Below are 15,798 nucleotides of genomic sequence, written 5' to 3'. Positions count from 1 at the left end.
AATTGCCAACTAATTTATTAAATTTAATTTAATGTTAACCGAATATGCCATTGTAACCTTTTCAGGATGTCGCAAAGTATTCATTTGCCTGATCTGCCTTTTGGCTTTTATTAAGGGGTATGGGCAGGAATTTGCATTTCCAAAGCATAAATTTAAGCAATCTGTTTCGTTTAAGTGCATTAAAAATCTCATTATTATTCCACTGATGGTGAATGGAAAGGGCCCCTATGATTTTGTTCTCGATACCGGGGTTGGGCCTTTAATTATCACAGAACCCGCTATTATTGATTCGCTGGACTTTAGCGCCATGCGTAAGATCAAGTTATCTGGTCTCGGGGTAGAAAGTGTGGATGCTTATGTTTCGCAAAATGTGCGTGCGCAATTAGGAAAGGCAAAAATTAAATACATCCCTACTGCCGTTCTAAAAGAAGATTTATTTAATCTGTCTGGCCATTTGGGAATTAAAATTTATGGACTGATAGGATTTGATTTTTTCAACAGCTTTATTGTAGATATCAGGTATAGCCATAACACACTTATTTTTTATGATACAAAAAGTAAGGTAAAATACCGTGGATCAAAAATTCCAATCTTCATTGAAAAACAAAAACCATACATTGAAACACAAGTATTGATTGACGATACAGTAAAGGTAAAAGCCAGGTTAATTATTGATACCGGCGCAAGCCATGCTTTATCTATGGAAATGTTAGATAAAGATGCTTTCCCTGCACCATCTAAAAAGGTAAAAGCAAATTTAGGCATGAGTTTAAGCGGAGAAATCAAAGGTTATGTTGGTCGCATTTCGAAGTTTTATATCGGCAATTACACATTTGATCAGGTTGTTGCCGGTTTTCCGGATTTTGAATACATATCAAAAAGAATTGACCTGAGTAAACGGAATGGAAATTTAGGTGGTGAAATGCTGCGCAAGTTTGATGTTCAGTTCAATTATCAACAAGGCTTTATATCAATAAAACCAAATTCTAATTTCAGAAAGCCGTTTCAGCATGATATGGTGGGCATGGTGGTTTACCTGGAGCAGAATGAATTTAAAAGAGTTCTGATCGGTGAGGTAGATGAAGGCTCACCTGCCAAAAGGGCTGGCTTTATGCCTTATGATGAAATTATCAGTATAGATTTTAAACCTATACAATCTTATACCTTAAATGACATTAATGAACTTTTTAAATCATTGCCGGGCAGAAGACTCCTTTTCGAAATCTATCGTGATAACCATACTTTATTCAAATTTGTTCAACTGGAAAAAAGAATCTGATGCTGCCCGTAATTTTCTAGTTACACATTGATTATGCTGTAACAAGCCTCTAACTTCGGACTCTATTATAGCATATTTCACATCAATGAAGAAACAACTCGGCATGCTTGCATTGGCAGGTATGGTTGCGTTCGGTTTGGCAGGATCAAACTCAGTATACGCACAAAAAAAGAACAAAAAAGGTACAACAGGTTCAGCCACTCCGGCAGCAGCTACGCCTGCTGCAACTCCCAAAAAGGAAGGGATTAAACCTTATTCAGAGGTTATTACTGCCAAAGCCAGAACCACCAACGGTTTATTTAAAACACATAAGGTAGAAGATAAGTGGTACTTTGAAATTCCGGATAGTTTAATTAACCGCGAAATGCTGGTGGTCACCCGCCTGGCAAAATCACCGGTGGGTGTAAAAGTTGGCAACCAGCAATACGGCGGAGAGGAATTGAATGAACAGGTTTGGAAATGGGAGCGCAGGGGTAAACAGATTTATATCCGTGTACCAAGCTATGCTACTCAAGCAGACCCAAATAGTGATATGTATGAGTCGGTTAGAAATTCAAACCTGGATCAGATTCTGGCCGGTTTTGAAGTGAAGGCTTATAATAAGGACACAACAGGTGTGGTTATAGATGTCACTGATTTTTACAATGGCGACATTATGGCGATTGGTGCGACAGACCAGATCCGTAAGGCATATAAAGTGATTGCCTATGATGCCACGCGTTCATACATTGATACCGTTAAAACCTTCCCCATCAATATTGAAGTTAAAACGGCCAAAACGTACAAGGCTGCAGAATCACCAACCGATAACAGCAATGCTGCAGTAACTTTTGAATTTAATACCTCCATGTTGTTGTTGCCTAAAATACCAGTGAAGGCCAGAATTATGGATAGCCGAGTGGGATACTTTGGGCAATCTCAGCTGGATTATGGTACTGATGCACAAAAGGCAGAACGTACTGCTTACATTCACCGCTGGAATCTGGTTCCAAAAGATACGGCTGCATATATGAGGGGTGAAATGGTGGAGCCGGTAAAACCGATTATTATTTACATTGATCCGGCTACACCTAAAAAATGGGTACCTTATTTAATTCAGGGAATTAACGACTGGCAGGCCGGATTTGAGGCTGCAGGTTTCAAAAATGCGATTATTGGTAAGCAAGCACCGACCCCACAGGAAGATCCACAGTTTAGTGTTGAAGATTCCAGATATTCTGTTGTCCGTTATTTTGCCTCAGATATTGCCAATGCTTATGGTCCACATGTGAGTGATCCCCGTACCGGTCAGATCCTGGAAACACATATCGGCTGGTACCACAATGTGATGAACCTGCTACGCAACTGGTATTTTGTACAAACTGCGGCCATAAATCCAGAAGTGCGTAAGGCTAAATTTTCTGATGCACAAATGGGCGAATTGATTCGTTTCGTATCTTCCCATGAAATTGGCCATACCTTGGGCTTGCCCCACAACTTTGGTTCAAGTTATGCTTATCCGGTAGATTCACTGCGATCTAAAACTTTTACAGATACACATGGAACTGCGCCGTCCATTATGGATTATGCCCGTTTTAATTACATTGCCCAGCCGGGCGATGGCGTAACGAAACTACATCCACAAATTGGTGAATATGACAAGTGGGCGATCAAATGGGGTTATTCATGGATTCCCGGAAATAAAACTGCCGAGCAGGAAAAGGAAATTTTGAATCAATGGGTAATAAAAAATGCTGGAAATCCATTATACTTTTATGGCAGGCAGGGAACCACTTTAGATCCGCGCTTACAAAGTGAAGATCTGGGTGATAATGCCATGAAAGCCAGTACTTATGGCATTGCCAACCTTAAACGGATTCTCCCTAATGTTGAAAAATGGACCTACCAGAAAGGGAAAGATTACAGCGATTTAAAAGAAATTTACAATGAAATTATTTCGCAATTTAACCGTTATATGGGCCATGTAACTACCAATGTTGGTGGCTTGAGTGAAAACTTTAAAACGTACGACCAAACAGGTGCCGTTTATGCTTATCTGCCTAAGGCAAAACAAAAGGAGGCGATAACTTTTTTCAATCAGCAATTGTTCACTACTCCTTTATGGCTCATCAGCAATGAGCAATTAAATAAATTTGATAATGGCGTATTGTTAAACCGCATTAAGGCCGTTCAGACCAATACATTGGGTAACCTGTTGGCCGCGCCACGCCTTGCCCGTTTGATTGATAATGAAACTAAAAACGGGCCAGCAAAGGCCTACACAATGCCGCAGTTGTTTACCGATTTAAGGTCTTCCGTATTCGCCAACGGCAGGGCAGATGCATTTAAACGTAACTTACAGCGTGCTTATGTAGACCAATTAGAAAATCTGATGACCAAAGAGGCAGAACTTCCTGTGGGCTTTCCGGTTGATTACGCAGCAAGCTACGGTTTAACACCGGTTAATGTTGCTTTATCAGATATCAGGCCATTAGTCAGGGCAGAACTGAAAACATTACTGGCCACTACAAAAGCCAGATCTGCCGCAGGTGATGCCATAACAAAAGCACATTATGAAGATTTGAATATCAGAATCAAAGATATTTTAGACCCGAAGAAATAAATGATTGAATTATAGAATGATTGGCAAAGCAACACCCCAATTCCATCATTCACTAATTTAGTCATTCCATCATTCAGCAAAAACGGAGTTAATCATGAAGTTGGTTGCTCCGTTTTTGCTTAAAATTGAATGTATAATTATTGATGGCTTAATTCGAAGTTTAAAACAAAGATTTAGTTTTATGGCAAATTGAATACCAATGTTTAGAAAACTATCAATCATTATCTTATTCTCGCTTTATTTAATGCCGGGTTTTGCACAAAATGCTGATTCGGTTTGTGTGGTTAGAACCAAATGGAAGAAAACTAAAATTGCACGGCAAGTGAAACTATTTCGCCATCATTTTAACAATAAGGATCTTTTTGGAGCAAATGAAAACATTTCTTTTCTTGAAGTAAAAAATACAGGTAGAAAAGCAATTTTTGCATTGGGTGCCGAAGAAAAAGAATTAATCACAACCAGTAATTTTGGTATTCGCGATACCGCAATTGCAGCTTTAAATGGAAATTTTTTTGATGTAAAAAATGGCGGATCGGTTGATTTTGTCAAGGTAAAGGGAAATATAATCAATACCAACCGATTGGACAAAAATGGAAATAGAGCAAGGCATCAACAGGCTGCGGTGGTTGTAGATAATGGTAAAATCGCCATCAAAAAATGGGATGGAACAGCAGATTGGGAAACAAAACTCAGCGAAGAAAATGTTTTGCTGAATGGTCCGTTATTAACCTATCATAACCAAAATGAAGATTTAGATACCACATCTTTTACGCGCCTTCGTCATCCAAGAACCTGCTTAGGCATCAAATCAAATGGCAGGGTAATTTTGTTAACGGTTGATGGGCGAAGCGAAAACGCTGCAGGGATGAACTTACCGGAGCTAACCAAATTGATGAAATGGCTGGGGTGTAGCTGTGCCATTAATTTTGATGGCGGAGGTTCCACTACTTTATGAGTTGATGGAATGCCTGATGATGGGGTAGTTAATTATCCATCAGATAACAAGAAATGGGACCATGCGGGGCAGCGTAAAGTGGCCAATGTGGTACTGGTTAAAAAGAAATAATTATTTTAGCACCAATGATTCAAAATATTTTAAAACTCTTTCTTATCGTGCTGGTGCTTTCTGCCTGTAATTCACGATCGAAAAAAAATGATGCCAGCCTGAGAGACTTCAGCTTTGCACCTGTAAAAGGCATCCGGTTTGAAGAGGTTAAACGTCGCTTCAGCAATAACCTTTCTTTCAATAAAGAAGGATTTATGCAGCAACCTTCCTGGATTATTGAGGTAGCCGCAGAGGATACCATGATGGCCTGGAGCCCGCAGAAACAAATCATGCAGAAATTTTACCTGCAATATGACCATGGCAATGTGTACAACTTTGCGGAAGAGTTTTTCAAGGTGAAACACATCAGTAAGGATAGCCTGGTTTTTCAGCGGATTCAGGTTGATGGAAAAGTAATCGCTAATGATATCCGTTCAGATGTGAATATGACATTTTATGCGCAGACCTACATTAAAAATAAATTGAAAACAACGGCAGCAGCCTTGCAGAAACCCTCAAAGGCAGATACCTTATTTATTCAGAAAAGATCTGATGAAGTTAACCGTACTGATACAGGAGCATTTGCCGCGAGAGTACCTGTTCAGTTTATTCCGAAGAGTAAAATTGTAAAGGTAGAAAAGTTTAGTACAGTAGATAAACTGCAGAAACGAACAGCCGCTTACGATTATATGTTTCCACGTTACCGGATTGAAATTCAGCGGGCGTATAAAGATTTTGCTTATGAATGCCTTGCTGTTGTAGATTATACCGGAACAATGCGGATTTTGAATGTAAATGGTGTGTTGCCGGAGGCCGCAGAAGGAAAGAAAAGAATGATGCAGGGGGTAGCCGATATTTATATCAGGAACCTTTTTAATGTTGTTCCCGGAACAACCCTTGGAATACCACACAATAGTGAAATCACAGTAACTATTGTTGGGAAGGCAATTAAAAAGCCTTAGTAATCTGATGTTTACAAAGTTTTAACGTTAAAAAAATGTTAAAATTTATTTTGATTTTAAAAATTAAAACTTACCTTGCAGACTTAATTTTAATATTTAATACAATGCAAGAAGGCACAGTAAAATTCTTCAATGTAACTAAAGGTTTTGGCTTTATCATTCCTGCGAATGGCGACAGCGAAATTTTTGTTCATTCAACAGGTCTTATCGACGAAATCCGTGAAAACGACAAAGTACAGTACGAAGTTGCTAACGGTAAAAAAGGCTTAAATGCCGTTAATGTGAAAGTAATTTAATTTATTATCATATTTACAAAAAGGCCCCGATCTCAGTCGGGGCTTTTTTTATATCCGAAAAATGGCTAACACTGCTCATTTTAAAAAAGAGTACTAATAACACCTGTTGATCCATGACAAATTACTTTATTATTCCGGGTTTGGGTAATTCGGGGCCAGACCATTGGCAAACATACTTTGAACAATCAGGTGAAAATTTTACCAGAATCAATCAGGCCGACTGGGAAACGCCAACATCAGCTGACTGGATTAAAAATATTGATGAGGCATTGGCTGGTTATGATTTAGCTACAGTGGTTTTAATTGGCCATAGTTTGGGCTGTACGGCAATTGCCAATTGGGCCAAACATTATCAAAAGACCATTAAGGGGGCATTATTGGTTGCGCCAAGTGATCTGGAAGCACCTCAATATACCTTTGATACTGTTGGCTTTGATCATGTTCCACTGGACAAAATTAATTTTAAAACCATTATAGTGGCCAGTACGGATGATGAATGGGTGAGTATAGAAAGAGCTGCGTTCTTTGCAGAGAAATGGGGCAGTGATTTTATTAATATTGGCAATGCGGGGCATATCAATGCCACAGCCGGATACGGTAAATGGGCAGAAGGACTGGAGATTTTAAAAACTTTGGGGTAAAATTTATCTTTTGGGTTCCCGCAGATTTCTGAAAATGCAAATGAATGTAATCTGCGGGACGATTAAACTTTCTTGATTTGAGCCAACCTTTCTCTTAAAAGCTGATCAATAAAAATTAATCCGATAACCAGATCAGCAAATAAGAAGCTATAAATAGTGGCAGGTGTGATGTGTTGGTTTAAATTGAAATCGAAACTAACTTTCTGATCAAAACCAGGCATAGTTAGATTTGAATTATAAAGTACATAGCCAAATAACATGAGTAAAGAGAGTACGAAAAAGCTACCAATACCATAAATAATCTTTTTATCAACCTTTGTTTTCATTGCTATTGGAGCAGGTTCAAGCGCAATGCTTTCCATTACATTTCTAATGAAAGACATGGATGGTTCTTCAAATTCCATTTTATCAAAAGCATTGTTGAAACGCAGTAATTCTTCATACTGAAATTTAACCTCTGCATCTGTATCAATCTTTTCTTTGATGGCAATGGCCTGGGCGGCATCCAGGTTTCCGTCAATATAATCCCAAAGTTGTTCCTCTATCGTATTCATAGCAGCTCTTTTACTTCATCCTTTAACAAATATTGTAATTTTTCTCTCAGCCTTTGCCGGGCACGGTGCAATTTTACTTTAACCGTATTCGGCTCCATGTTAAGGCTTGCACCAATTTCTTCCAGGCTTTGCTCTCCCTGATAAAACAAGGTAATAATGGCAGCATCATCCGGCATTAGTTGTGTAATTGCTTCATTTAAAAATTTGTAGCCATCCTTCTTTTCGTATCCGTTTGCCATAAAGCCCGAAGTGTGATTCTCCAGCTGGATAAATGTATCTTCATCATCAATTGATGAAGTATCCAAGCGCTTTTTTCTCAAAAAAGTCATGGCCGTGGTATAGGTAATGGTATACAGCCAGGTACTAAATTTTGAAGTTTGCTTGAAAGTTCCAAGCGCTTTATAAGCTTTAATGAAACAATCCTGCGCAATCTCTTCTGCATCTTCCCTGTTTTTTGCAAAACGAAGCGCAAGCGTAAATACAAATCGCTGATGGCGTTTAACCAATAAGGAATATTGATCGGTTTGCCCGTTCAATATCTTTTCGATCAGCATTAAATCCGTATTTGTTTGCTCCATGTTTAGCCATAAGACTACAGTTGTGGGATGGAGGTTACAGGGATTTTTCTTGTTTAAGTAAAGATTTTTGAAAGATGGATTGAAATTATCTGGACATGATTGTTTTGTATTATCAATATTTCTCCCGCAGATTTAACAGAAAAAGATGCGGATTTAAAATGATTTAGTTTCTACGGTCTGCAGAATCTCCGCAATCAGCGGGATGATTTTGGTATCTCCCATTTACAATTAAACCTCCATGTTTTTCCCAAAGATTTAAATGAATATCAAGTTAATGAGCTGCAAAAAACTTTAGTCCTGAAATAGATCCGATCAAAGTACAGATAAAAAATATTCGCCAGAAAGTAGCCGGCTCATTAAAATAGAGGATACCTACGATGACTGTTCCAACGGCACCAATTCCCGTCCATACGGCATAAGCCGTTCCCATCGGCAGCGTTTGCGTGGCCTTATTCAATAGTAAAAAGCTTAGGGCAATACAAACAATAAAGGCCGTGGTCCACTTGATATTTGTAAAATTTTTAGACAATTGCAAGCAGGTGGTAAAGCCAACTTCGAAAAGTCCGGCAGTGATTAAAAGGATCCAGTTCATATAAATGTGTTTGCACAAAGGTATCAAGCACCATTCAGCGCACCTTTTACATTTGTTAAAAAATAGCATTATTTTTCAGCTCTGATTCTACTTAAGGTAACCTGGGTAACCCCCAAATAAGAAGCGATATGCTTTAAGGCCACCCGTTTGAGCAGGGATGGCGAATGACCGGCGAATTCTTGATACCGCTCTGCCGCACTTTTGAATGACCTGTCAATTAATCGCCGTTCGGTTGCGATTAGTTCATGTTCAGCCATTTTTCGTCCCCAGTTCGCGATTTCTGTATTTGCATTATACAGTTTAAATAAATCTGTGAGCCGAATTTGAATCAATATACAATCCTCTAAAAGTTCGATGTTTTCGTATCCAGGCTTATTATTAATGTAGCTGTTGAAGGAAAACAATACGCTCCCGCTTTCTCCAAACCAAAAAGTAATTTGTTGATTTTCACCATCAGAATAAGCTCTGGCAATGCCGCTTTGGAGAATATAAAAATAAGGTTCTATTTTATCTGCGTGAATCAGTAATGTTCCTTTAGGATAACTGACCATCCGGATATCCCTCGCGATTTCAGCAAATGCCGCATCGCTGAGTGATGTAAAGATTTCTATATTTTTTAATGGCTGATGCAAGATCTGTAAAGCTAATGATTTTTTTTTCTACGGCATGTAACCTGATTGGAAATGGTGTTGTCATAATACACAGAACACGGTTCAAATAGATAGAAACAAAAATTAACATAAAAAAATATTATTATGCAAGCAATATTAGTTCCGATTACATTCTTCCTGGGCACATTTGCAATGATCTTTGGAATCCGTTATCTGTCCAACAAGGAAAAAATGGCTATGATTGAACGCGGAATCGATCCGGGCATTTCAAAATCAATACCAAGGCCTTACTTAAGTTTAAAATTCGGTTTGTTGATGGTTGGTTTAGGCCTGGGCCTGTTGGTCGCGCTGCTTACGGTAAGGAGCATATTTGGATCAGAGATGACCCATAATGAAGAAAGTCAGGCCGCGGCCATTTACTTTGGTTTCCTGGGTGTTTTTGGCGGATTTGGATTGATCACTTCTTTTATTATCGAAAAGAAAGCCATTGATCATCAGCCCCTGAAATAGGTCATTTAGGTAAAATTGCCGATGGTCAAAGGCCATCGGCAATTTTTATTGCGGCTTATTGATAATGGCTACCGTTAAACGGCTGATGCAACTCATTTTGCCCCGGTCGTCATAAAGTTTAATGTCCCAGATATGGGTTTTGCCACCGCGGTGGATAACTTTGCATATTCCGGTTACGAGCCCGCTTTTTACCGGTCTGAGGTGATTGGCATTCACTTCCAAACCTACAGCTAGGTATTTTTCTGGATCGATACACATGTAGGAAGCAATGCTGCCAAGAGTCTCTGCTAAAACCACAGAGGCACCACCATGCAAAATGCCTGCAGGCTGATGGGTGCGTTCATCAACAGGCATGGTACCCTTAATAAAGTCTTCACCAATTTCGGTAAATTCGATGCCAAGCAATGCGCCGATATGATTTTTCGGGCGACTATTTAATTCATCAACGTTAAATTCTTTAAACCACATCATAACGTTGTTTTAAGATTTCAAAATGATGAATGATATGCCCCGCCGCAACAAATAAAATAGATTTTATATTAATGGCCCGGCCAGATGCTGTTCCTCCGCGATCAAGTTCATCATCATTTAAACTTCTGTAGAGGTAAAGGTTCGCCTTTCTTAACGTAGCAAACTCTTCAATCATGTCTTCGTAATTTCTTTCGCTGAAACGGGCGTTTGAAACGTAATCATCTTCATTAAAACCAGGTAAGTGTTGCTGCTCATTTCTGGCGAAACAAGTAATGCGGTAGGCAAAAATGCGCTCGCAATCAATAATATGGCCGAGCATTTCTTTTAGTGTCCACTTATGCGCCGCATAGGCAAAGTTTTCTTTGTCTTGATTTCTTGCAAACAAAGCCGGAACACTAAAAACCTGTTCTTCCAGAATTTCGAAAATATCATGATTAACCTTGCTAATATAGGCTTCTGCCCAGATCGGGTATTCGTTAGGCTGTGGTCGGTTCATATCTTAAGCTGCTTTTTAATATTATTCTAAATGTTGTTCCCCTGCCTACTTCAGAATCTTTTACAAAGATTTCTCCGCTATGGTAATTCTCTACAATCCTTTTCGTAAGGGAAAGGCCTAAACCCCAGCCACGCTTTCTGGTGGTGTAGCCCGGCTGAAAAACCGCATCAAATTTGGAACGTGGAATGCCCTTTCCCGTATCGGTTACATCAATAAATACCTGTTCTTTGGCCAGGTTTTCAATAATGTTAATGGAAATAGACCCTTCATTTTCAATGGCATTGGCTGCATTTTTAAGTAGGTTTTCAATCACCCAATCAAACAGTGGAATATTTAATAAAGCCCGAACCTGTTCATCTCCTGAAATGCTGAATTTAACTTTATCAGATGTTCTGACTTTGAAGTACCGGATAAAATCACTAACCACAATGTATACCGTATGATCTTCCAAGATAGGTTTGGAGCCAATTTTTGAAAAGCGATCGGCAATAATTTCCAGGCGTTTGATGTCATTTTCCATCTCCGCAATAAGCGGATCATCTTCAGCATCAAATTTCGATTTCATGAGTTCGGTCCATGCCATCAGTGATGATATCGGAGTGCCTAACTGATGCGCGGTTTCCTTGGCCAGGCCAACCCAAACATGGTCCTGTTCATCCCGCCGTGCCGAACTAAATGCTGCATAGGCCGTAAGCAGGAAAAGAAAAATAACTGCCATCTGAATATAGGGGAAATAGCGGAGTTGTGTCAGGATGAAAGAATCTTTATAATAAGCCTGATAGCTACTGCCCAGAATATTCATGGTTAAAGGCCTGTGCTGCGCACTCATTTTTCTTAACTGATGAACAAAATATAAACTGTCGTAAGTGAGTTTGGTATCTGTTGAATAATTGGTTTTCGTAGAATCCAGACCAAAATAGGTGGTAATGTTTTGAGAAGAATCAACAACAATTACAGGTGTCTTGGTATTTTTCCTTACACTTTCTACTACCTCACGAAAGTTGTCATTATCCATTAATAACATGGATCTTTCCTGAACCTTCACCCAAAGCTGAAACTGATTGGCTTCCTCGCGTTCCATCTTTTTTACAAAAGAATCGGTATAAAATACTGATGCAATGCCAATTAGGATAGCGAATATGAGAAGGAAAAACTTCCAGCGGCGTTTCTTTTGATAAGGATTCATGCTTTGGGTAGCCAAATTACGATAACAAAACGAAAAAAACAGAAAACCATTATGCTTTTTCAAAAACGATAAGTTAACATGATAAAGGCATAATGGATTCCTTACCCGTGAAAACAACATAAAATGGAGGAAAAACATATCTTTGTGCCGTCTTGCGTTTTGCATCTGGCGTCAAGCGTTTCATACGCCATATGCCACATGTCAATCGCTCAACATAGCAATTATGGATAAAAAAGTTAGAGTAAGATTTGCCCCAAGCCCAACCGGAGGACTGCATTTAGGTGGTGTTCGCACGGCTTTATTCAATTATTTATTTGCCAGAAAAAACAACGGAACTTTTGTGCTGCGTGTGGAAGATACCGATCAGAACCGCTTTGTAGAAGGTGCAGAAGAATATATTGTAAACTGTTTAAACTGGTGTGGCATTACGCCAGATGAGAGCCCTTCCAAGCCGGGTAATTACGGGCCATATCGCCAGAGTGAACGTAAACCCAGTTACAGGAAATTTGCAGAGCAGTTGATCAGCGATGGTTATGCTTATTATGCCTTTGATACCCCTGAGGAGCTGGATGCAAAGCGAAAGGAAATTCCGAATTTTCAGTATGGCCAGGCTACGAGGATGGAAATGCGGAACTCTTTAACATTGACCATAAGCGAAGTAGAAGATTTGCTGGCAGCGAAAATACCACATGTTATCCGCATTAAAGTGCCTGAAAATGAAATTGTGCATTTTAATGATTTAATTCGTGGAGATGTCAGCTTTGAAACGTCATTGGTTGATGATAAGGTTTTATTAAAAGCAGATGGCATGCCTACCTATCATTTAGCTGTAGTAGTTGATGATAAGGCCATGGAAATTACCCATGCTTTCCGCGGTGAAGAATGGTTGCCCTCAGCACCAACACATATTTTATTATGGAAATATCTGGGATGGGAAAGCGATATGCCACAATGGGCCCATTTACCTTTAATTCTGAAGCCTGACGGCCATGGTAAGTTAAGCAAGCGTGATGGCGACCGTTTAGGTTTCCCGGTGTATGCCATGAACTGGACAGATCCTAAAACCAATGACATCACCAAAGGCTTCAAGGAAATGGGTTTTCTTCCTGAAGCTTTCGTGAATATGCTGGCCTTATTGGGTTGGAATGACGGGACTGACCAGGAATTATTTTCATTAGGTGAACTGGAAGAAAAATTCTCTATAGATAGAATCAGTAAAGCAGGGGCAAAGTTTGATTTCGAAAAAGCAAAATGGTATAATCATGAGTGGATTAAAACACAAAGTGCTGAGCGTTTAGCACCAAGCGTAAAAGCTGAATTGCAAAAGGCTGGCATTGAAGTAAATGATGCTGATTTTTTAAATACAATAATTGACCTGATTAAAGATCGTTGTACACTTTTGCCAGATTTCGTAGTGCAGAGCGGGTATTTTTTCGCCAGTCCGGGAGAATATGACGTGGCATCTGTTAAACCAAAATGGACGACAGAAAAGGCTGACTTTTTTAATGCTTTTTCTGAAAATTTATCTCTTAATGATGCGGTTTCAGCAGAAGAAGCTTTCAAGGCTTTGGCAACAGAAAAGGGATTTAAACCCGGCGAACTGATGTTGCCTTTCCGGATTATGCTGGTAGGCGGCAAATTTGGACCTGGTGTTTTTGATATTGCAATCTTATTGGGCGTACAAGAAACAAAAAACCGAATTGAAAGAGCCATTGAGGTTTTTAATGACTAATCTTTTTAAGTTTGATTAAAGAAAGGGCCATATCATTTATATGGCTCTTTTTGTATCTAATTTGTTAGCAAAAAATATTGCTTAAAAAATTTTCTACTTTAGCCTAACAATTGAGTGAATACAAGGTTATTCATTCAAATAAAAAATAAAATTATGCAGTGGTTTGGTAAAGGTAGCGGCGACGTTGAAGATAGAAGAAGTAGTGGTGGCGGTGGACGAACAATTTTAGGGGGTGGCGTTGGAATTATTGTTGTTGTTCTAGGGCTAATTTTTGGTAAGGACTTAACAGGACTAGTGAGTCAGGTGCCGGGAAATGCAGGAGGCGCACAAGTAGAAGGAAAGATGGGTGTTCCCGAGGACGAGCAAGGTCGCTTTGTTTCTAATATTTTGCAATCAACATATGAAGTGTGGGAGCAGGAATTCCAAAAAATGGGTCAAACGTATGAAAATCCGAAACTTGTATTATTCAGAGATGGTGTTCAAACAGCTTGTGGAAATGCAAGTGCAGATGTAGGGCCATTTTACTGCCCGGGCGATCATAAAGTTTATATCGATTTATCATTTTATGATGATTTAAAAAACCGTTTTGGTGCCGCCGGTGATTTTGCTCAAGCCTATGTGATTGCACATGAAGTGGGTCATCACGTGCAGAACTTATTAGGGATTTCTGAAAAACTGGATCAGGCTCGTGGCCAAGTAAGTGAGAAAGAATATAACAGGTTATCTGTAAAATTGGAATTGCAGGCTGATTTTTTTGCCGGTCTCTGGGCGCATCACGCTCAAAACCTAAAGGATTTTAAACTGGAAGAGGGTGACATAGAAGAAGCCTTAACAGCAGCTAATGCTATTGGTGATGATAAGTTACAAAAACAAGCCAATGGTGATGTACAACCTGATTCCTTTACACATGGTACCTCAGCACAGCGGGTTTTTTGGTTTAAAAAGGGTTTTGAAACTGGTGATATGAAACAAGGTGATACTTTCAATGCCAATAATTTGTAAATAAATAAAACATTTTTAAGCGCCCGGTTGTTTGTATACATTTTAAAGATCTTTTGTATCTGAACCAAACGTAATTATCTTAAGCTTTTCATTTGTATAATATAAAATGATCCTTATAGTTGATGACAGGCCTGAAAACCTGATCTCCTTACAAAAAGTACTGCAGGCACATAATTTTGAGGTGGATACCGCATCATCAGGTGAAGACGCACTAAAAAAAGTTTTAAAAAACAACTATGTGCTGATTATTCTGGATGTTCAGATGCCGGATATGGATGGTTTTGAGGTTGCAGAGGCCATCTCCGGTTTTAGCAAAGCAAAGGATACGGCCATTATTTTTCTATCAGCAGTAAATACGGAACTTAAGTTTATAACCAAGGGTTATTTAAGCGGCGGATTGGATTACATTACAAAACCTGTCGATATTAATGTCCTGTTGCTCAAAATCAAAACATTTTACCGCATCTATGAGCAGAGCAGGAAACTGAATGAAGTACAGGAAAAGCTTTTGGAAGAAATTGAATTTCGCAAACAGGCTGAGAATAAAAAAGACGAATTCATCAGTATTGCCAGCCATGAGCTTAAAACACCCTTAACCAGTGTTAAAGGCTATATTCAATTGCTTCAACGCAGCCTGAATAAGGATGATAAAACCATGGCACAAAATCATTTGCAAAAGGCAAGTGTTCAGCTGGAAAAACTAAATGAGCTTATTGTAGATCTGCTTGATATTTCGAAGATTGAAAGTGGAAAGATGAAGTTCAATATGCAGTACTTTTGTGCAGACAATATGGTGAATAATGCCATTGAAATGCTGCAGCAATCCAATCCGGGTTTTATCATCAACAAACTTGGTAAAACAAATGAAAACATTTACGGAGACGAAATGCGCCTGGAGCAGGTGGTCATCAATTTTATTACCAATGCCATTAAATATGCCCCCGGAACCAATCAGGTTAATGTTACTATCAATATTAAAGATGGCAAACTTTACCTGGCTGTTAAAGATTTCGGTATAGGTATTTCTAAAGAACAGCAGGCTAAAATTTTTGATAAATTTTACCGTGTAGAGGAACACAGTAACCGCTTTAATGGCCTGGGAATTGGATTGTATATCTGTTCTGAAATTATCAACAGGCATAGCGGTACCATTGGCGTTAACAGTGTGCCGGATGAAGGCTCTGAATTTTATTTTATCATTCCGACTACTGAACCGCTGAACTTACCATAATCTAAGATTT

At 39.1% G+C, this 15,798-nt stretch carries 17 protein-coding genes; 10 read left to right on the top strand and 7 right to left on the bottom strand.

Features of this window, described 5'->3' with window-relative positions; genetic code table 11:
- Nucleotides 1–31 precede the first annotated feature (31 nt).
- The 6 genes from OQX64_RS14810 to OQX64_RS14785 all read left to right on the top strand — a co-directional run bounded on the left by OQX64_RS14810 (nucleotide 32) and on the right by OQX64_RS14785 (nucleotide 6,825).
- Nucleotides 32–1,279: a pepsin/retropepsin-like aspartic protease family protein gene (locus tag OQX64_RS14810; RefSeq protein WP_265819335.1), complete on the top strand. Its 1,248-nt coding sequence runs from the start codon at nucleotides 32–34 to the stop codon at nucleotides 1,277–1,279.
- 85 nt (nucleotides 1,280–1,364) lie between these two features.
- Nucleotides 1,365–3,881, top strand: coding sequence for a zinc-dependent metalloprotease (locus OQX64_RS14805; protein ID WP_265819334.1), 2,517 nt, complete (start codon nucleotides 1,365–1,367; stop codon nucleotides 3,879–3,881).
- A gap of 199 nt (nucleotides 3,882–4,080) precedes the next feature.
- Nucleotides 4,081–4,836, top strand: coding sequence for a phosphodiester glycosidase family protein (locus OQX64_RS14800; RefSeq protein ID WP_265819333.1), 756 nt, complete (start codon nucleotides 4,081–4,083; stop codon nucleotides 4,834–4,836).
- Nucleotides 4,837–4,961: 125 nt separating this feature from the next.
- Nucleotides 4,962–5,888: a hypothetical protein gene (locus tag OQX64_RS14795; RefSeq protein ID WP_265819332.1), complete on the top strand. Its 927-nt coding sequence runs from the start codon at nucleotides 4,962–4,964 to the stop codon at nucleotides 5,886–5,888.
- Nucleotides 5,889–5,992: 104 nt separating this feature from the next.
- Nucleotides 5,993–6,184, top strand: coding sequence for a cold-shock protein (locus tag OQX64_RS14790; RefSeq protein ID WP_010599196.1), 192 nt, complete (start codon nucleotides 5,993–5,995; stop codon nucleotides 6,182–6,184).
- A 113-nt stretch (nucleotides 6,185–6,297) separates the two neighbouring features.
- On the top strand, nucleotides 6,298–6,825 hold the full coding sequence (locus tag OQX64_RS14785) for an RBBP9/YdeN family alpha/beta hydrolase (RefSeq protein WP_265819331.1): 528 nt from the start codon (nucleotides 6,298–6,300) through the stop codon (nucleotides 6,823–6,825).
- Between the two features lie 62 nt (nucleotides 6,826–6,887).
- Here the strand turns inward: OQX64_RS14785 and OQX64_RS14780 are convergent, their stop codons facing one another.
- From OQX64_RS14780 to OQX64_RS14765, 4 genes are all read right to left on the bottom strand, one after another.
- Nucleotides 6,888–7,379 carry an anti-sigma factor family protein gene (locus OQX64_RS14780; protein WP_265819330.1) on the bottom strand — a complete coding sequence of 164 codons (492 nt, stop codon included), beginning with the start codon at nucleotides 7,377–7,379 and terminating at the stop codon, nucleotides 6,888–6,890.
- Entirely contained in the window at nucleotides 7,376–7,957 is a 582-nt protein-coding gene (locus OQX64_RS14775) for an RNA polymerase sigma factor (protein ID WP_088299889.1), read from the bottom strand. The genes OQX64_RS14780 and OQX64_RS14775 overlap by 4 nt, the downstream gene beginning before the upstream one ends.
- 271 nt (nucleotides 7,958–8,228) lie before the next feature.
- On the bottom strand, nucleotides 8,229–8,549 hold the full coding sequence (locus tag OQX64_RS14770) for a DMT family transporter (protein ID WP_265819329.1): 321 nt from the start codon (nucleotides 8,547–8,549) through the stop codon (nucleotides 8,229–8,231).
- Between the two features lie 68 nt (nucleotides 8,550–8,617).
- Nucleotides 8,618–9,181, bottom strand: coding sequence for a Crp/Fnr family transcriptional regulator (locus OQX64_RS14765; protein ID WP_265819328.1), 564 nt, complete (start codon nucleotides 9,179–9,181; stop codon nucleotides 8,618–8,620).
- 123 nt (nucleotides 9,182–9,304) lie between these two features.
- Here OQX64_RS14765 and OQX64_RS14760 point away from each other — a divergent pair, with 123 nt between their 5' ends.
- Entirely contained in the window at nucleotides 9,305–9,670 is a 366-nt protein-coding gene (locus OQX64_RS14760; protein ID WP_265819327.1) for a DUF6249 domain-containing protein, read from the top strand.
- 45 nt (nucleotides 9,671–9,715) lie between these two features.
- Here OQX64_RS14760 and OQX64_RS14755 read toward each other — a convergent pair whose 3' ends face one another.
- From OQX64_RS14755 to OQX64_RS14745, 3 genes are read right to left on the bottom strand one after another with little or no spacing between them, the layout of a single operon-like run.
- Nucleotides 9,716–10,141: a hotdog fold thioesterase gene (locus OQX64_RS14755; RefSeq protein WP_322974966.1), complete on the bottom strand. Its 426-nt coding sequence runs from the start codon at nucleotides 10,139–10,141 to the stop codon at nucleotides 9,716–9,718.
- Entirely contained in the window at nucleotides 10,128–10,637 is a 510-nt protein-coding gene (locus tag OQX64_RS14750) for a DinB family protein (RefSeq protein ID WP_265819326.1), read from the bottom strand. Before OQX64_RS14750 ends, OQX64_RS14755 begins: the two co-directional genes overlap by 14 nt.
- A complete protein-coding gene (locus tag OQX64_RS14745) occupies nucleotides 10,618–11,823 on the bottom strand; it encodes a sensor histidine kinase (protein ID WP_088299884.1) in 1,206 nt (401 codons plus the stop codon). Before OQX64_RS14745 ends, OQX64_RS14750 begins: the two co-directional genes overlap by 20 nt.
- Before the next feature lie 223 nt (nucleotides 11,824–12,046).
- Here OQX64_RS14745 and gltX point away from each other — a divergent pair, with 223 nt between their 5' ends.
- The 3 genes from gltX (at nucleotide 12,047) to OQX64_RS14730 (ending at nucleotide 15,788) form a co-directional block, all read left to right on the top strand.
- On the top strand, nucleotides 12,047–13,555 hold the full coding sequence (gene gltX / locus OQX64_RS14740; protein WP_265819325.1) for a glutamate--tRNA ligase: 1,509 nt from the start codon (nucleotides 12,047–12,049) through the stop codon (nucleotides 13,553–13,555).
- Between the two features lie 153 nt (nucleotides 13,556–13,708).
- On the top strand, nucleotides 13,709–14,557 hold the full coding sequence (locus OQX64_RS14735) for a neutral zinc metallopeptidase (protein WP_265819324.1): 849 nt from the start codon (nucleotides 13,709–13,711) through the stop codon (nucleotides 14,555–14,557).
- A gap of 106 nt (nucleotides 14,558–14,663) precedes the next feature.
- Entirely contained in the window at nucleotides 14,664–15,788 is a 1,125-nt protein-coding gene (locus OQX64_RS14730) for a sensor histidine kinase (RefSeq protein ID WP_088299882.1), read from the top strand.
- Nucleotides 15,789–15,798 lie beyond the last annotated feature (10 nt).

It is taken from the genome of Pedobacter sp. GR22-10 (assembly GCF_026239715.1).
Classification (GTDB): domain Bacteria; phylum Bacteroidota; class Bacteroidia; order Sphingobacteriales; family Sphingobacteriaceae; genus Pedobacter.
This window is presented reverse-complemented; position numbering and strand designations above follow the sequence as displayed.